Source organism: Pantoea sp. E2023-21 (assembly GCF_051302795.1).
Classification (GTDB): Bacteria; Pseudomonadota; Gammaproteobacteria; order Enterobacterales; family Enterobacteriaceae; genus Pantoea; species Pantoea ludwigii_A.
The window spans coordinates 424,901-440,379 of sequence record NZ_CP195344.1 but is presented as its reverse complement, the minus strand read 5'-3'; the positions used below and the strand labels follow the sequence as shown (position 1 = coordinate 440,379).

The window sequence follows — 15,479 nt, the reverse complement described above, 5'->3', positions numbered from 1 at the left end:
CTGTGTGCTCCTTTAGCCTTGGTTGACCGTTGCTTTCGTCACGCCGTTGTCGGCCAGGCCCCATTTGCTGAGGATTTTCTGGTAGGAACCGTCGGCAATCATCGCGTCGATAGCGGCCTGCACCGCCGTGGTCAGCTCGCCCGCATCTTTGCCAATCGCCATGCCGGTGTATTGGAAGGAGAAGGCTTTATCGAGCGGCTTATATTTGCCCTTTTCCAGATCCATGATGTACGGCAGCGTTTCACTGCCCTGCACCACGCCATCGAGACGGTTTTGGCGCAGCTGAGTACGCGCATCAGCGGTACCTTCGGCGCCTACGACAATGATCGCGGGCTTACCGGCGGCTTCACAATGCGCTTTGGACCAGTTGGCAATCTCTAATGGGAAGGTGGTGCGGCGGCTGGTGCCGACTTTCTTGCCGCACAGATCCATCGCGCTATTGATATCGCTGCGCGCGGATTGGGTGTAGAACTGCGGGCCGGTTTTAAAGTAATCGATAAAATTCACCACCTGCTGACGCTCTTTGGTGTCAGTCATGCCAGACATCACCAGATCAACGCGTTTGGTCACCACCGCATTTACCATCTGCTCGAAGGCGATCTCCTGCCAGTTGATCTTCACACCCAACTTTTCACCAATCGCCTGGCCGAGATCGTAATCCACGCCGGTCAGCTGGTTGGTCGCCGGATCTTTGAAATCCATCGGCGGATAGTTCGGCATGATGGCAACCGTCAGCCCTTTCTCTTTAATGGCGGCAGGCACGGCGATATCTGCCCAGGCAGAGGATTGCAGCAGCACGGCGGCACTGATGGCACTCAATAACAGCTTTTTCATATTCACCCCGGTCACGTTAAAGAAGAATCGCGTTAATAAAGTTTTTCATCCGTGGATTTTGCGGGTTCAGCAGAATGTCTTCCGGTGCGCCCTGCTCGATGATGCGTCCCTCGTCCATAAACACCACCTGATTGGCCACCTCGCGGGCAAAGCCCATTTCGTGGGTGACCACCAGCATGGTGGTGCCCTCTTTTGCCAGCTGGCGCATCACCGCCAGCACTTCGCCCACCATCTCCGGATCCAGCGCCGAGGTGGGTTCATCAAACAGCATCAGTTTGGGTTTCATCGCCAGCGCGCGGGCAATTGCCACGCGCTGCTGCTGGCCGCCGGAGAGCGACTGCGGATAGTCGTGAGCTTTGTGCGCCATACCAACGCGATCCAGCAGCGCCATCGCCTCTTCACAGGCTTCGCGTTTCGGGCGCAGCATCACGCGGCACGGCCCTTCGATAATGTTCTCCAGCGCAGTTTTGTGTGGAAACAGGTTGAAGCGCTGGAAAACCATGCCGGTTTGCAGACGCTGACGCGCAATCTGCTTGTCACTTAACGCGTGCAATTTGTTACCGGCGATGCGATAGCCCGCCAGCTCGTTGTCGACCCAAATCCCGCCTTTATCGACCTTCTCCAGCTGATTAATGCAGCGCAAAAAGGTGCTTTTACCGGATCCGGACGGACCGAGGATGCACATCACCTCGCCGTAATTCACTTCCAGGCTGACATCTTTCAGGGCGTGGAACTGGTCGAAATATTTATTCACCTTAACGGCGCGCACGATGTTTCTCATGTTTGGCTCCTGATTACTGACGCTGACGATGGCCGCGTGAGAAATAACGTTCCAGCCGACTCTGTCCAAACGACAGCAGCGTGACCACAATCAGGTACCAGATGCCCGCCACGAACAGCAGTTCCATTACGCGCGCGTTGGCGAAGTAGATGGTTTGCGTGTTGTAGAGCAGCTCGGAGTACTGAATCATGCTGGCAAGGCTGGTGGTTTTGATCATGCTGATAAATTCGTTGCCCACCGGCGGCAGAATCACGCGCATCGCCTGCGGCAGAATAATGCGATGCAGCGCCTGCAGACGCGGCATGCCGATGGCTTTCGCCGCTTCGTATTGCCCGGTATCCACCGACAGCAGGCCGGCGCGCACCACTTCCGAGGTGTACGCGCCCTGATTGATACTCAGGCCAAGCAGCGCGGCGAGGAACGGCGTCATGATGGTGACAGTTTGCACGCTGAATACGCCGGGAATGCTGATGGTGGGAAACACCAGCGCAAGGTTGAACCACAGCAGCAGCTGCAAAATCAGCGGCGTGCCGCGAAAAATCCACGCGTAGCCCACGGCGATGTAGTGCAGCACCGGATTCGGCGACATGTACATGATGGCGGTGATGACGCCAAACAGCACGCCGAGCCCCATCGCCAGTACTGACATGATCAGCGTATTGACCACGCCGTTGAGGATTGCCTGGGCCGTAAAGAACTGGCCGACAAACGACCATTCAATATTGCCGTGAGCAAAGGCGTTCACCAGCAGCGCCAGCAGCACCAAAATCACCGCTGATGCTGTGATGCGGCCGTAATAGCGACGTGGCACCACCTGATAGCGGTCAAGATCGTAATGCGTCTGCTCGCGGCTGTTGTTCAAACTCGGCTCAATGGGCGTTGTCGACATAGCGATCTCCTCAGGCGCGTGGGCCAGCGTAATCTTCAGTCCAGCGCTGCTGGTCCTGCATCAAAGTTTGCAAACGAGCCAACTGTTCACGCACCCGCACCGGCGCGGTGCCGCCGTAGCCGCTGCGCGCGGCCAGCGCGGCCTCCAGCGTCAGGGCGCTGCGCACTTCTGGCGTTAAACGCGCATCCACTGCGTGAAGCTGCGCATCACTGAGATCCGCCAGGCCGCAGCTTTCGCGCTCGCACAGCTGCACCAGTTGGCCGGTGATCTCATGCGCCTCGCGGAAGGGCACGCCGCGCATCGCCAGCCAGTCGGCCACTTCGGTCGCCAGCGTGAAGCCGTCCGGTGCCTGCTCTCGCATCACCTCGGTGTTGAATTTCAGCGTCGCCATCATGCCCGCCATCGCTGGCAGCACCAGCAGCAGCGTATCCACGGCATCTATCACGTTGCGTTTGTCGTCGCTGAGATCGCGGTTGTAGGAGAGCGGCATCGCTTTCATGGTGGTGAGCAGCGCCATCAGGTTGCCGACCAGACGTCCAGATCGACCGCGCGTCAGTTCGGCGATGTCCGGATTTTTCTTTTGCGGCATGATCGAACTGCCGGTGGCGTAGCTGTCGTGCAGCTCCACCCAGCGGAACTGACGTGACGCCCACATGCACACCTCTTCACACAAGCGCGACAGGTTGATGCCAATCATGCTGGTGACAAACAGGAATTCGGCGGCGTAATCGCGACTGGCAACGGCATCGATGGAGTTTTCGCACGGCGCAAGATAGGCAAGATCAGCGGCGGCTTGCTCTGGCTGGCGGGCAATAGCGGAACCGGCCATCGCCGCAGCACCGAGCGGACAACGCGCGCTGCGGCGATCCCAATCCTGCATACGTTCAATATCGCGGGCAAAGGATTGCGCATGCGCCAGCAGTTGATGGCCAAACACAATCGGCTGCGCCTGTTGCAGGTGGGTAAAACCGGGCGCGACGCTTTCGGTATGCTGCGCCGCCTGCTCGACCAGCGCCTGCTGCAAACTCAGCAGCGCGCTAACCACCTTGCGGCCGTTGTCGCGCAGATAGAGACGCAGGTCGTTGACGGTTTGATCGTTACGTGAACGCCCGGCGCGCAGCTTGCCGCCCAGCGGTCCTAAACGTTCGGTCAGCGCACGTTCGATAAAGGTGTGGACGTCTTCGTCAGCGGCAATCGGATGCAGCTGACCGGCGCGGTAATCGGCGTCCAGCGCGTCAATCGCCGCCAGCATGGTGCGGAGTTCTTCTGCGCTCAGCAGATCACCACGCGCCAGTTCACGGGCATGCGCCCGGCAGCCCGCCAGATCGTAAGGTGCCAATGCAAAGTAATAATCCGGGCTACGAGACAGCGCGGTTAAACTCGCCGCCGGTGCCGCTTTAAAACGCGCGCCCCATAACAGTTCGGCATTATCAGACATGCTATTTCCCCTTACAGATAATTCAGCGATATGAAAAAGATATGAATAATCAATCAGCGATAACAAAAACTTATTTCCTGGCTACGCTGGTATTAAAGTCACATTTCAGGTTCACTGTACAATCACCGTATTTATTCCGGAGTTGAATAGCAAAAATGGAAAGTAAAGTTTCCCAGTCCGGAAACAATGCAAATAATCGCAGCGATAATGCAGTTCTGGCACTGAGTAATATCGATTTAAAATTACTGCGGGTATTTAAATGCGTGGTGGAAGCGGGCGGATTAACCGCCGCCAGTCACGAATTGAATATTGGTTTGGCAGCGATCAGTAAGCAGGTGTCCGATCTGGAGATTCGTCTCGGCATGACGCTTTGCAGCCGCGGACGCGAGGGTTTTGAGCTCACGCAATACGGCATCAACGTCTACCAAGCCACGCTGGAACTGTTCGTGTCGTTGAATCTGTTTCGTGAGCGGCTGCACAATAGCCGCAATGAACTGCTGGGCGACATTGCGATTTGCGTGGTGGATAATACCATTTCGGATCCGCAATCGCCGGTCACCGCGGCGGTGCAACAGCTGCACCAGAAAGCGCCAAAAGTGCAAATTCGACTGCAAACCGCCCAGTTAGATGATATTGAGCGCGGCATCAGTGAGGGCCGTTTTCATTGTGGTATTGCACCGGTTTATGAAATGAAAAGTGATTTTGATTACTTTCCGCTTTATACGGAATATTCAAAATTATATTGCTCCATGTCACATCCTTTATATTCAGGCTCCCGTGATAAAACTATCTCTTCCGACATATTACGTGAGCAAAAAATTATTAATCATTTATATGTGACGCCACGCGACGATCAGCGCATCGTTCCGTTGCAGGACAGCGGTGCGCAAGCGGTTCAGGTTGAATCTGTCGCCATGTTGATTTTAACCGGCCATTTCATTGGCTATTTACCGGATCATTATGCCGCCACCTTTATTGCGCGCGGTCAGCTATGCGAATTGGGTGATGATTCGATTCGCCGGGAAAACCCGTTTTGTCTGCTGATGAAAAAGGGCCGCAAAATAAACCCGATCATTCGGCTGTTTATGCAGTCGCTGGGGATTGCTGAGGCGGAAGCGGCGCACTGAGTTGGTGCAGGGTTTGCAGAGGTCGCCATGAATGGCGACCCTACGGTAGGGGCGGCATTTATGCCGACCTGGTCAGCGCAGCTGCTTAAACATCACCGTGGTGGCATCCAGCACGCCTTCAGTTGACTCCGCATAATGAGGAATCGATCCGGCAATCTGCCAATCCATCGACAAATACAGATCCGTCGCCACGTCGCCGCTGCGCGTGTCCAGCACCAACAAGGTTTTGCCCTGCTGCGCCGCCCGCTGCTCAGCCTGCTGCATCAAGCGGCGCGCAATGCCCTGACGCCGGGCCTGCGGATGCACCAGCAGCTTGCTGATCTCCGCACGATGGCGACCGTTGGGCATTGCGCTGAAACCCACCATCACCGTCGCCACCATCACGCCCTGCTGATAGGCCACCAGCAGTTGATTATCACCGCTCGCCAGACTGTAAATTTTGTCCTGCCAGAAGCGCTCAATGGCGTCGCGATCGTCTGCATCAATAAAGCCCACACTGGCGCCGTCGGCCACACAGGCTTGCAGCACATCACTCAATGCCGCCAGCAGCGGCTGCGCCTGAGTGGCGCTGAGAGGTTCAATTTTAATCATGGTTTACATACCACCAAAATGTAGCGCGCGCCGCCTTCCGCATGGGCGGCAAACGCAGATTTGCCGGTGAGATGGAAGCGCAGACAATCGCCCGCCTGCAGCGTCCAGTGCTGATCGTCCATGCTGATGGTCAACTCGCCTGATTGCAGCCAGATATGCTGCTCCAGTCCCTGAATGGGCGGCGCATCGTAATCAATACGCGCGCCCGGACGCAGCACGCCTTCCACCACTTCCGCTTTAAAGTGGCTGGCGGGCGGCGATACGTTACGGCGCTGGAAACCGCTGGCGTCGTCATGCCACACCGGCTGCTGCTCCGCTTTCAGCAGCAGCGCCGCCTCCTCTTCCACCTCGCTGAGCAAGCGCGACATGGTCACACCATAGGCCACGCAAAGTCGGTTAAGCAAAGCGGCTGTGGGGCTAGTTTCGGCGCGTTCAATGCGCGACAATGATGCCCGACTGATGCCGGTCGCCATCGCCAATTCATCTAATGACCAACCGCGTTGTACGCGTAATTCGGCCAGTCGCGCCGCCAATCTATCGTCGGTATCCGAAGCAGACATCTTCACCTCTCATTTATGGGAAATTAATCTCACATATGAGATATGACCGTATTTAAGCCAGCCGGTCAAGTTGTACAACTAAAAAATCATTGTACAACCCAAGCATGGGGGTTAAGGTGTTGTTATGCAGGTCAGAATTTTTGAGGACTTTATGGCCTTATACAGTATCGGGGATGTTGCCGAACGCTGTGGAATCAACCCGGTAACGCTTCGCGCCTGGCAGCGACGTTACGGTCTGTTAAAACCCCAGCGCACCGAAGGTGGTCATCGGCAGTTTGATGATGAAGATGTTCAGCGTATCGAAGAGATAAAACGCTGGATAGAGAGCGGTGTGCCCGTCGGCAAAGTGAAAGCGTTGCTGGAAGGTGCCACCATCAATGTGCATGACGGCTGGTCGGCGTTACAGGAAGAGTTGATGAGCGTGCTGCGGCATGTTCGCCCAGCGAAATTACGCACCAAAATTGCCACCATCGGCCGGGAACATCCGGTGGATGCGCTGATCGATCACGTGTTCGTGCCGGTTCGTCAGCGTCTGGGATTGGATCAGAATACCGCGCGCACCATGTGCAGCCTGCTTGACGGCGCGCTGATTGACTATGTGGCGTTTTGCCTGGCCGGTGCGCGTAAAAAAGCCGGTAAAGATGCGCTGATGGTGGGCTGGGCGGTGGAAGATCGTACCCGCATCTGGCTGGAAGCCTGGCGCTTGTCGCAGCAAGGCTGGCGCATGGATGTGCTGGCGGAGCCGCTGGACATGCCGCGCCCTGAGTTATTCCCCGGTCAAAACCTGTTTATCTGGACCGGCAAAAAACCGACACGTCGCCAGGTTGAGCAGTTTGAACACTGGCAGGCACAAGGTTTTGCTATTCACCTGCACGATCCCGCATAAGTAAAAATCGCACACACGGCCTTTGCCTGGCGTGGTGTGCGCGTTATCATGCCGCCCTAAATTTCTTTTCTCAGGTCTCCTCATGAACTGGAATAAACTCCTTATCGGTTCCCTGTTTGCCATCATGGCGCTTGGCGGCATGGGTGGCATGATGCTGGTTGGCTACAGCCTTATTGTGCATACCAACTAAGTTTGCGCTGCACGCGCTCTAACAGGCGATCGCAAATCAACGCCAGCAGCGCCACCAGCAGCGCGCCCTGAATCACATAGGCGGTGTTAAAGCCGCTTAAACCGATGATCACCGGCGATCCCAAGCTTTCCGCCCCCACCGTAGAGGCGATGGTTGCTGTGCCGATGTTGATCATCACCGAGGTCCGTACGCCCGCCATGATCACCGGTGCCGCCAGCGCCAGCTCAATCTGCCACAAGCGTCGCCACGGCCCCATGCCAAGCCCCACAGCGATTTCACGATTGCTGGCCGGTACGCTATCTAAGCCCGCCAACGTACCTTGCAAAATCGGTAGCAAACCGTAGAGAAACAGCGCCATCACCGCCGGGGCAGCACCAAACCCCATCACCGGCACCGCAATCGCTAATACCGCAACGGGTGGGAAGGTTTGCCCGGCCGCCGCAACGGTTTCCAGCAGTGGACGAAAGGCGCGTCCGGCATGACGCGTGGCAAACACCGCGCAGCCCACGCCGACCACCAATGCCAACACACTGCCGCTCACCACTAACGCCAGATGCGCCAGCGCCAGACGCCAGAAACTCTCCTGCTGATACAACGGGCGCTCCAGCTGCGGAAACCAATGTGCAAACAATGGACCACTGTGCGGCAAGCCCCACAGCAACAGCAGAAATGCCGCCAACAGCCAGTAAAGCGGATCGCGTAACAGCCGCATCAGCTCGCCTCCCGCTGGCGCAGCAGATCGCTGAAATGCAGCACGCCGAGCGGCTGTTGATGCTGATCGATTACCGGTAATTTGTCAGTGCGGCGTGCAATAAACTGCGACAGCGCTTCACGCAGCGTCAGCGATTCGGCAATCGGTTCGACATCAAGCCATTCCCCGCGCCGCGCCGCGTTGCCCGCACGCCCCAGCGCCAGCAACCGCACGCCCAGCTCGCTGCGACCAAAAAACTCACGGGCAAAGTCATTCACCGGTTGAGTCAGCAGATCGATCGGCCTGCCCTGCTGCACAATTTCGCCGCCATCCATCAGCACCAGCTGATCGGCCAGCGTGAGCGCTTCGTCGATGTCGTGCGTCACCAGCACCACGGTACGACCGGACATTTTCTGAATACGTAGCATCTCGTGTTGCAGCGCCAGACGGTTGACCGGATCGAGCGCGCCGAACGGCTCATCCATGAGCAACAGTTCGGGATCGGCCGCCAGCGCGCGCGCCACGCCGACGCGCTGCTGCTGTCCGCCCGATAGCTGATGCGGCATGCGCGTCGCCAAATGGCGATCGAGATTGAGCAGCGCCAACAGTTCGTCGACGCGTTGGTTGATCTTCGCCTGCGGCCAGCCGAGCAGCGATGGCACGGTGCCGATGTTCTTCGCCACGTTCCAGTGCGGAAACAGACCAATTGACTGAATGGCATAACCAATGCGGCGGCGCAACGCACGGGCGTCCATACGTTCGATGGGTTCGCCGGCAAAGCGAATTTCTCCGCTATCGTGTTCTACCAGCCGGTTGATCATCTTCAACGTGGTCGATTTGCCGGAACCTGAGGTGCCGATCAGCACGGTAAAACTGCCCTTCTCAATCTTCAGCGATAAATTGCGTATCGCCTCTTTCCCGGCGAACACTTTGCTCACCTGATGAAATTCAATCATGACGTCTCTCCAGCAGTGCCGACAGTAAACGCAGCAGTGCATCAAAAATTACCGCCAGCGCCACCACCGGAATCACGCCCAACAGCACCAGATCCAGCGCGCTGCTCAGCAATCCCTGAAAAACAATGGCGCCGAATCCACCTGCGCCAATTAACGCGGCGACCACCGCCAGGCCAACGGTTTGCACCACCACCACGCGCAAACCGGAGAGCCACACCGGCAGCGCCAGCGGCAGCTCGGCGTGCCAGAACTGTTGCCACGCGCTCATGCCCATAGCACGCGCGGTTTCACGCACTTCCTGCGGCACCTGCTGCAAACCGGCCACCACGCTGCGCACCAGCGGCAGCAGCGCGTAAAGTACCAAAGCAATCAAGGCCGGTGCGATGCCGATACCGCTAATGCCCCAACGCGCCAGCAGTGGGAAATGCGCCACCAATCCCGCCAGTGGCGCAATCAGCAAGCCGAATAGCGCCACCGACGGCACGGTTTGAATCAGGTTGAGCACGCTGAACGCTGCATTTTGCCAGCGCGGACGACGCGCAATTGCCAGGCCAAGCGGCAAACCGATCAGCACCGTTGGCAGCAGCGTGCCGCCGAGCAGCCACAAATGCTGCGTGAAGGCTGCATCAAACACCGCCGTGCGGTTGGCGTACTCTTTCATGAGCGAGAGACGATCGAGATGGCCGCTGAGTAACAGCGCCAGTGGCAATAGCCAGATTTGCAGGTTGAGCACAATGCGCCACGGCGTACTGCGCGTGATTTGCCGTACCGCTTCCGCCGCCAGCAGCAGCGTTAATGCCGCCGCGCACCACAAACCGCTGCCAAACGCAGTGCGTGCCAGCGGGCTGCCGTTGTTCGCCAGTTCGCTGGCCTGCGCACCAGCCAGCCAGATGAGTAAGGCCAGCAGCACTTCGGCCGCCAGCAGCAAGGTAACGGCGCTGATGCGGCGCGGTGGCCACCATAAGCCCTGCCACAGCCACACCAGCGGTAGCAACAACAGTGCGCTGTTGGTCACCTGCCACAACGGCAGCGGCTGGCCGGAGACCAGCCGATTGGCGGCAAAGCTCAGCAGCGGCAAAGCAAACAGCGCCAGCGTGATAAGCACGATCAACACCAGCAGCACCGGCTGCTGGCGCGGTCTCAATAACAGCGACGACACTGCTTACAGCAACTTATTGGTCTGTAACCACTGTTTCGCCACCTGGCTGGCATCCTGACCATCCACCGCGATCTGCGCATTCAGCTGCTGCAGGGTTTTCTCATCCAGCTTGCTGAAGACCGGTTGCAGCCAGTTGCCGATGTCAGGATATTGCTTGAGCACGCTTTCGCGGATCACCGGCGCAGGGGCATAAATCGGCTGCACGCCTTTTGGATCGCTCAACGTTTGCAGACCCAGCGCCGCCACCGGACCATCGGTGCCATACGCCATCGCCGCATTCACGCCGGAGGTTTGTTGCGCCGCCGCTTTGATGGTCACTGCGGTGTCGCCGCCGGCCAGCGACAGTAACTGCGACTGCTCCAGCTTGAAGTTATAGGCTTTCTCAAAGGCCGGAAGCGCGTCGCTACGTTCAATAAATTCGGCTGACGCCGCCAGTTTGAAAGTGCCGCCTTTTTTCAGGTAGGCGCTGAGATCGTCCAGTGAAGTGAGGTTGTTTTTTTGCGCCACATCGCCGCGTACCGCAATGGTCCAGGTATTGTTGGCGGGCGCGGGCGTCAGCCATACCAGATGATTTTTCTCGGCATCGAGTTTTTTCACTTTCTCGTAGCCCTGCTGCGCGTTTTTCCACGCGGCGTCTTTCTCATCGTTAAAGAAGAACGCGCCGTTGCCGGTGTATTCCGGGTAGATATCCAGCTCGCCGGCGGTGATCGCGCCGCGCACCACTTGCGTGGTCCCCAGCTGAATTTTGTTAACGGTTTTCACCCCATGTTTGTCCAGCACCTGCAGGATGATGTTGCCGAGTAACGAGCCTTCGGTATCAATCTTAGAACCGACTTTCACCGCATCCGCTGCATGCGCCGCAGACACGCTCATTGCCAATGCCATCATTCCCCATAAACCCTGCTTTATCATCTCGCTTCCCTCATTTGTTTTCGTTGTGTAACGATCAAGCGTAGCCTGGCGAATGGGGATGGGCGCGGTCAAGCGGCTTACTTCGTGCTTTTTTTGCTATCAATATCGCTTCGGTTATAACCAAATCGCAGCACTTATACCCAAATTGAATTTTCGATGCCGGGCCGGCGGATTATGCTCACAGGCCCACTCATTACAATAAATTACAAAACATCATGACCGATTTAGCATCTCCGGCGCACGTCGCGCAGGCAGGGAATACGCCAACCGGTGAGACCCAGTGGATCCGCAGCGCGGCCGATGTCTCCGGGTTGGTAAATAACAGCAACGAATCGCGCAGCAACGCGCGCATTGTCATCGCCATTGCGCTGGGCGGCGTGTTCCTCGATGCCTACGATCTCGGCGCCCTGGCCTTTGGTATTAAAGACGTCACGCGCGAGTTCCAGCTGACGCCCGCGGGCACCGGCATGGTGGCGTCGGCGATTACCTTTGGTGCGATCGTCGGCGCGCTGATTGGTGGCTACCTCACCGACAAAATTGGTCGTTATCGCGTGTTCATGGCCGATATGTTTTTCTTCGTGGTGGCGGCGTTAGCCTGTGCCTTTGCGCCGAACGAGTATGTGCTAGCGGGCGCGCGTTTTGTGATGGGCCTTGGCGTTGGCATCGATTTGCCGGTGGCAATGGCGTTTCTCGCCGAATTCTCGAAGCTGCGCGGACAAGGTAATAAGGCCGCCAGCGTGGCGATGTGGTGTCCGACGTGGTACGCAGCGATCAGTATTTCTTATCTGCTGGTACTGCTGCTGTATGCGGTATTGCCAGAAACCCACACCGATTGGCTGTGGCGTTTGATTCTGGGTTTTGGTGCGGTGCCTGCGCTGCTGATCATCGCCATTCGCAGCCGCTACATGAGTGAATCGCCGATCTGGGCGGCAAACCAGGGCAACCTTGCAGGGGCGGCCGAGATTCTGCGTAAAGCCTATAACATTAACGCGCAGGTGGCGGATGACGCCGATCTGACGCCGCAGAAAGCGGTACGTAAAGCCAGCTGGCGCAACTACGGCGCGCTGCTGCAGGGCGTCTATCGCCGTCGTACCATTCTGGCTACCGTCACCTCCATCGCCTCGTCATTTGCCTATAACGCGGTGGCGTTTGGCCTGCCGGTGATTATCTCCAGCTTCTTTGCGCAATCGATGCTGACCACCATTCTGGTGTCGCTGGCGCTGAATTTGCTGTTTGCGTTTGTCGGCGGCTTACTGGCGGTGCGGCTGGTGCCGCGTCTCGGCGCGTGGAAGATGTCGGTTGCGGGTTACGCCTGTCAATGCGTGGCGCTGCTTGGGCTGGCGTTGATTGGTCGTCCGGAAGGTGGCGAACAAGCGGCGGTGGCGATTGCCATGCTGGCGCTATTCCTGTTCGGTCAGGGCTTTGGTCCCGGCTCGCATACCATGACGTTTGCGTCGTTGAGCTATCCGGCTTCGCTGCGCGGTGTGGGCGTCGGCTTCAACCAGACGCTGATGCGCGGCAGCTCTACCGTGTCGCTGTTCGCCTTCCCGCTGCTGGTGGCGGCGTTTGGAACTGGCGTGTTCTGGGTGATTTTCCTCGCACCGCTGATTGGTTTACTGGCGCTACTGGCGATTCGCTGGGAACCGTCAGGATATGACGTGGATGCGGAAGATTTTCAGTGATACCTGAACACTGACGTCACCGAGCACGTGTTGTAGCGGCGCAATTTATTGCGCCGCTACGGAATGTGCAATCATGCAGTCAGACGGAAATCACCCAGCGTATTGGGAATGCGCGGAAACGTGTGCAGGAACCACGGCGTGAATTGCTGTGGATTTTCCGCCATCTCCTGCTGGATCTGCGCAATCGAGCGATAGCACCATGCATCGGCCTCTTCCGGATTGAGAACCGGCTGCTCATCGCTGATGGCGAAGAACACGTGGCCGTATTCATGCTCGGTTAAGCCGTTGCTCAGCGGCAAGTTGTAGCTCAATTCAAACACCGGCGTTAGCGCCACATTCATGCCCATCTCTTCACGCAAGCGGCGTTCAGCGGCATCGCGCGTGGATTCCTGCGGATACGGATGACTGCAGCAGGTGTTACTCCACAATCCACCACAATGATATTTACTGCTGGCACGGCGTTGCAGCAGCACTTCATGTCGCGAATTGAATACGTAAACCGTCACCGCGCGATGCAGCAATCCTTTTTCATGCACTTCCAGCTTTTCCATTTTGCCGATAGGGCGATCGAGGTGGTCAACGAGAATAACTTCAATGGCGGACATGACATCTCCTTCGGAAAATTCGCAACTATTGTACACAACCGCCAAAGGGTTGATGGAGGAAATAGCGCACATTCCGTGCGTTAACGTGGGCACATTAAAGCGTAGCAGCCTGCGGAGAATTCAGCATAAAAAGGCGGGGAAAGGTGTTTAGAGAGGAGATTACGGTGTGGCACTGGGCATTAATCTGTAGCGGCGCACTGAACGGCGCCGCTACGATGGGTGTTAAGCAATTACAACTTAAAGCTCTGCACCACCAGCTCCAGCTGCACGCTCTGCTGCTCCATCGCTTGCGCGGCGGCAGAAACCTGCTCGACCAGCGCGGCGTTTTGCTGGGTGCTGCCATCGAGTTGGGTAATGGCCACGTTAACCTGATCGATACCCAAACTCTGCTCGCGGCTCGCCGACATGATCTCGCTCATCAACGTGGTGACGCTGCTAACGCCCTGCATCAGCTCATCCATGGTTTGACCAGCCTGCTCAACCAAATCGCTGCCGGTATCAATGTTGGCCACCGACTCTTCAATCAGCTTTTTGATTTCACGCGCCGAGTTAGCCGAACGCTGCGCCAGGTTACGCACTTCCGATGCCACCACGGCAAAACCGCGTCCTTGTTCCCCGGCACGTGCCGCTTCTACCGCCGCGTTCAACGCCAGGATATTGGTCTGGAAGGCGATGCTGTCGATGACGCTAATAATATCCACCACTTTACGCGAGGAGTGGTTAATCGCGCCCATGGTACTGACCACCTGACGCACCACTTCCGTGCCGCGTGCAGCAACCTGCGAGGCGCCATCTGCCAGCTGGTTAGCGTGCGTGGCGTTGTCGGCGTTCTGGCGCACCGTGCCCGTTAACTCTTCCATCGACGCGGCCGTCTCAACAATCGAACTGGCCTGCGATTCAGTACGCGCCGAGAGATCGGCGTTGCCGCTGGCGATTTCACGCGAAGCCGCCGTGATGGCCAATGCGCTGTCGCCCACCTGGCGCATCAGGCCTTGCAGATAGGCGATAAACTGGTTGAAGCTCTGCGCCACGGCGTTGAATTCCGGGCTGTTGCTGGCGGGTAGACGCTGCGTCAAATCGGCGCCGCCGGTAGATAAAGCTTCGATGTTACGATGCAGCAAGGCAAGGCGTTTCATCATGGCGCGCACGAAGCCAAGCAGCACCAGCAGCAGGATCACCGCCAGCGGGATTTGCACCAGACCCAGACGCGTCAACATGCTATGCGTTTGCGCATCCAGCAAGCTGGACGGCACATCGCTGGCGAGATACCACGGGCTGCCAGCAATCGCCTGCACGAACAGCGTGTGTTCGCCATCTTCACCCTCAAAGGTGCTTTGCATCGGTTGGCTACCCGCCTGCGCTAACAAACCTTTCAGCGCAGATGCCATCGGCAATTGCGTATCAGCAAGGTTTTCCAGCTTCGGTGCGCCATCCACCAGCGCGGCGTTACCCACCACTTTGCCGTCGGCTTCAACAATCAATACGCGGCCCTGAATCGCCTCGCCCATCTGTTTTGCCAGCTGGTTGAAGAAGCCGAGTGTCACGTCAATCGTTGCCACGCCCCACGCCGTGCCATCGCGATAGATCGCCATGGCGCAGTTGGTTCGCGGCTGCGGGCTGGCGGCATCCTGATAGGCTTTCGCCCAGGCACACTGGCCTTTCGGCGCGGCTAAACCGTCTTTGTACCAGGACTGCTCCCAGTATTTGTCGGCGGCGTCAGAGTTCCAGTAGGTATTAACCTGCAGCTGGTTGCTGGCGTTTCGCGCAAAGAACGAACTGTTTTTCTCTTTCGCCGGATCGCGACGATTAGGTAACGGCCAGATGCCGCCGCCGAACACGTTGCTGTCCTGATATTGGTTGACTAAGGCGGGCAGCAAGATGTCGATGGCGGCGCTGTCCATCACGCCAGCGGCTTCAGTAATAGCGCGCTGCTGCGCCTGCACACGGTTCATCTGCTCGACAATGCGTCCGGCCAGGCCGTCCACTTCGTAACGCACCAAACGACTTTCATTATGTGAGAGCTGCGGAGCGATGAACTGATTGATTACCAGCACGGTAATCAGCATCAGACCCGCAAAAAAAGCGACCAGCGTCGCGGTGAAACGGGATTGTGTTGTTTTGAACATGTTGTGTGCCCTTACCCTGGTTGGCGAGTTGCCTGATCGAGGTTAACGGCGT

15 protein-coding genes are annotated in these 15,479 nt (G+C 57.5%); 3 read left to right on the top strand and 12 right to left on the bottom strand.

The genetic code is table 11. The annotated features are described in order from the left end of the window. Positions 1-12: 12 nt before the first annotated feature. The 4 genes from ACRQ84_RS02130 to argH are packed head-to-tail and all read right to left on the bottom strand — an operon-like array spanning position 13 to position 3,942. Entirely contained in the window at positions 13-834 is an 822-nt protein-coding gene (locus tag ACRQ84_RS02130; protein WP_483817059.1) for an ABC transporter substrate-binding protein, read from the bottom strand. Positions 835-850: 16 nt separating this feature from the next. Next, positions 851-1,615, bottom strand: a complete 765-nt coding sequence (locus ACRQ84_RS02125; RefSeq protein WP_007887797.1) for an amino acid ABC transporter ATP-binding protein — start codon at positions 1,613-1,615, stop codon at positions 851-853. Between the two features lie 13 nt (positions 1,616-1,628). Further along, positions 1,629-2,504, bottom strand: a complete 876-nt coding sequence (locus tag ACRQ84_RS02120) for an amino acid ABC transporter permease (protein WP_483817058.1) — start codon at positions 2,502-2,504, stop codon at positions 1,629-1,631. Between the two features lie 10 nt (positions 2,505-2,514). Continuing rightward, positions 2,515-3,942 carry an argininosuccinate lyase gene (gene argH / locus ACRQ84_RS02115; RefSeq protein WP_483817057.1) on the bottom strand — a complete coding sequence of 476 codons (1,428 nt, stop codon included), beginning with the start codon at positions 3,940-3,942 and terminating at the stop codon, positions 2,515-2,517. 155 nt (positions 3,943-4,097) lie between these two features. On the opposite strand from argH, the gene ACRQ84_RS02110 reads away from it, so the two are divergent. Next, positions 4,098-5,069, top strand: coding sequence for a LysR family transcriptional regulator (locus tag ACRQ84_RS02110; protein WP_483817056.1), 972 nt, complete (start codon positions 4,098-4,100; stop codon positions 5,067-5,069). 72 nt (positions 5,070-5,141) lie between these two features. Here ACRQ84_RS02110 and ACRQ84_RS02105 read toward each other — a convergent pair whose 3' ends face one another. Together ACRQ84_RS02105 and ACRQ84_RS02100 are read right to left on the bottom strand one after the other, a co-directional pair. Then, positions 5,142-5,660 (bottom strand): GNAT family N-acetyltransferase, encoded by a 519-nt coding sequence (locus ACRQ84_RS02105; protein WP_483817055.1) that lies wholly within the window; start codon positions 5,658-5,660, stop codon positions 5,142-5,144. Beyond that, the gene (locus tag ACRQ84_RS02100; RefSeq protein WP_483817054.1) at positions 5,657-6,220 is read right to left on the bottom strand and encodes a helix-turn-helix domain-containing protein; all 564 of its coding nucleotides are present in this window, start codon (positions 6,218-6,220) and stop codon (positions 5,657-5,659) included. Before ACRQ84_RS02100 ends, ACRQ84_RS02105 begins: the two co-directional genes overlap by 4 nt. A 151-nt stretch (positions 6,221-6,371) precedes the next feature. Here ACRQ84_RS02100 and ACRQ84_RS02095 point away from each other — a divergent pair, with 151 nt between their 5' ends. Next, positions 6,372-7,106, top strand: a complete 735-nt coding sequence (locus ACRQ84_RS02095; protein ID WP_064741200.1) for a MerR family transcriptional regulator — start codon at positions 6,372-6,374, stop codon at positions 7,104-7,106. Positions 7,107-7,276: 170 nt separating this feature from the next. Here the strand turns inward: ACRQ84_RS02095 and ACRQ84_RS02090 are convergent, their stop codons facing one another. Genes ACRQ84_RS02090 through osmF form a run of 4 tightly spaced genes read right to left on the bottom strand, consistent with a single transcriptional unit; the run spans position 7,277 to position 11,014 of the window. Then, positions 7,277-8,008 carry an ABC transporter permease gene (locus ACRQ84_RS02090; protein WP_483817053.1) on the bottom strand — a complete coding sequence of 244 codons (732 nt, stop codon included), beginning with the start codon at positions 8,006-8,008 and terminating at the stop codon, positions 7,277-7,279. Next, positions 8,008-8,943: an ABC transporter ATP-binding protein gene (locus tag ACRQ84_RS02085; RefSeq protein ID WP_483817052.1), complete on the bottom strand. Its 936-nt coding sequence runs from the start codon at positions 8,941-8,943 to the stop codon at positions 8,008-8,010. Before ACRQ84_RS02085 ends, ACRQ84_RS02090 begins: the two co-directional genes overlap by 1 nt. After that, positions 8,936-10,102, bottom strand: a complete 1,167-nt coding sequence (locus ACRQ84_RS02080; protein ID WP_483817051.1) for an ABC transporter permease — start codon at positions 10,100-10,102, stop codon at positions 8,936-8,938. The genes ACRQ84_RS02085 and ACRQ84_RS02080 overlap by 8 nt, the downstream gene beginning before the upstream one ends. A 3-nt stretch (positions 10,103-10,105) precedes the next feature. After that, entirely contained in the window at positions 10,106-11,014 is a 909-nt protein-coding gene (gene osmF / locus ACRQ84_RS02075; protein WP_483817050.1) for a glycine betaine ABC transporter substrate-binding protein OsmF, read from the bottom strand. Positions 11,015-11,229: 215 nt separating this feature from the next. On the opposite strand from osmF, the gene ACRQ84_RS02070 reads away from it, so the two are divergent. Continuing rightward, complete coding sequence (locus tag ACRQ84_RS02070; RefSeq protein ID WP_483817049.1) at positions 11,230-12,696, top strand: MFS transporter; 1,467 nt, start codon at positions 11,230-11,232, stop codon at positions 12,694-12,696. Between the two features lie 71 nt (positions 12,697-12,767). Here the strand turns inward: ACRQ84_RS02070 and idi are convergent, their stop codons facing one another. Together idi and ACRQ84_RS02060 are read right to left on the bottom strand one after the other, a co-directional pair. Beyond that, positions 12,768-13,301 (bottom strand): isopentenyl-diphosphate Delta-isomerase, encoded by a 534-nt coding sequence (gene idi / locus ACRQ84_RS02065; protein ID WP_064740653.1) that lies wholly within the window; start codon positions 13,299-13,301, stop codon positions 12,768-12,770. 230 nt (positions 13,302-13,531) lie between these two features. Next, a complete protein-coding gene (locus ACRQ84_RS02060; RefSeq protein ID WP_483817048.1) occupies positions 13,532-15,427 on the bottom strand; it encodes a methyl-accepting chemotaxis protein in 1,896 nt (631 codons plus the stop codon). Positions 15,428-15,479: the final 52 nt, after the last annotated feature.